General features: G+C 56.8%; 2 protein-coding genes. Both read left to right on the top strand.

Annotation, left to right across the window (positions count from 1 at the left end; all coding sequences use genetic code 11):
* Nucleotides 1-326 precede the first annotated feature (326 nt).
* Entirely contained in the window at nt 327-593 is a 267-nt protein-coding gene (locus EPO09_RS18260) for a hypothetical protein (protein ID WP_290645297.1), read from the top strand.
* A gap of 483 nt (nt 594-1,076) precedes the next feature.
* Nucleotides 1,077-1,698 (top strand): hypothetical protein (locus tag EPO09_RS18255; protein ID WP_290645295.1); only part of this gene is annotated, 622 nt, incomplete at its 3' end.

Below are 1,698 nucleotides of genomic sequence, written 5' to 3'. Positions count from 1 at the left end.
CAGAAATCTGGCCACTGAAGACGAACTGGATGGGGGCTGCCGCAACGAGCGTTGCAGGCACCGAAAGTACCAGTACCGTGGCGAGGCGAGCCAGTAGCGGCTTCATACGTTCCCTTGAGCTTAGTTTTGGAGGCAGTTCATCCTATCTACGTTGAAAGACGATTTAGTGACGCGAGCGCGAACCTGGCACTCTAGTGAACTCACCCACCCGGCCAGGAGCTGTCGGTCGCGAGTAACGGCTTCAGAGCACGCTGCCATACTTGAGGTTGGTGGGCGCTCGATCCGCCACGTCCCTTCAAACAGTTTCCCAACACTACATCTAAGGAATGAAGATGACTTCCAAGAACTTGTTCCGTATCGCTCTGGTCTCTGCCTCCCTCGCTTGCGGCACGATGGCGTTCGCCGAAACGCCGGCCTCCGCACCAGCAAAGGGCACAGGCACGCCTCAGAACCATCATTGCAAGCAGTCTGACGGCACCGTGGACATGAGCAAAACCAAGAAGGCATGCCTGGCAGACAAAGGAACGTGGCTCAAGGATGGCGCCGCAGCGACTGCGCCAGCGTCATCTGCTTCCGCTGCACTCAAGAAGTAAATCCCGTCACCAGCATTGCTAGCCGGCAACGGCAGTTGCCTGGCCGGACCTCGTCTCTCGGTACCGGCCATGAACCGGCATTCGTGACGGTCTGCTCTATTGCCCGTACGCCCGTCGGCCACGAGGAATAGAGGTCGATGGTTGGGGCATGGTCTCGCTGAACCAAAGCATCACAATCTGAGTATGAGACTGCGCGGTACCAAAGCAAGTTGTCGCCATCGAAATCCACCTTAGGCATGAGCTAGCGTTTCTGTACACTGGAAGGTGAAGAACACCAATTTGTGCCGCAGGTCTTGAGCCGGTTGCGCCGACGCCGGGATGGTTGCCCGTTGTGGCTTGCCGTTCTTGTGCCAGCAGCACGCAGCCTGGAGCGGCCCTCGCGAGCGCCGCGGTTTGCACAAGTTGAAATCGTCCCTAACCTGTTCGGCCGTTCGAAGGCGGACCAAGGCAGGAAAGATCACATTTGCCCGCATCGGTACGTTGATGGATGAATTGCAGGATTGCTTTCCGGATGCGCGCACTGGCTTTGCCTGGTGCGCATTACGCGCCTTGTCGTTTGACGCATCGTCCTATCCTCGGCTTTACCATCCACGGCTAGTTCAAAGATTGCATCCAGGCGGCGGCTACATTGGGATGGGCCTCGCAGCCATGATCGGTGCAGTTTTGCTCGTTAAAACGCAAATGAGCTCAAACCCGACCGGGGAGCCTTCGTGGGTTGCGGCGGCCGTCCTGATCACGGCTTCATCATTGCTAATCGGCTTTGGAATTCAAGCCGGAAGAAAGCTTGGCCTCGTGCTTTCGCCGAATTCCCTGGCGTACAACAACCTCACTGTACAAAGAGATGCCATCACCAAGGTGGAAGTCAATCAAGGTCGCGGGGGGCGATTTGTCCTTATCAGAACCGCTACACAGCCACCGTTGAGCTTCCCCGATATATACGGGCGCGACGTCCTGTTCTTTGCGTGGTTTAGTGGGTTGAACATCGTGGGTCAAGATCAGATGTGCAAGGGGATTGCCTCTGCGTGCGCCGATACACGATTGGGCAATGAGGCTGAACAAAGATTGCGCGCATTAGCTGGCGCAAGACGGTTTGCGCTGCTTTTAA

It is taken from the genome of Aquabacterium sp. (assembly GCF_004297345.1).
Classification (GTDB): Bacteria; Pseudomonadota; Gammaproteobacteria; order Burkholderiales; family Burkholderiaceae_C; genus Aquabacterium.
Note: the sequence above shows the minus strand (reverse complement) of the source record. Positions and strands in the feature narration are given on the sequence as shown.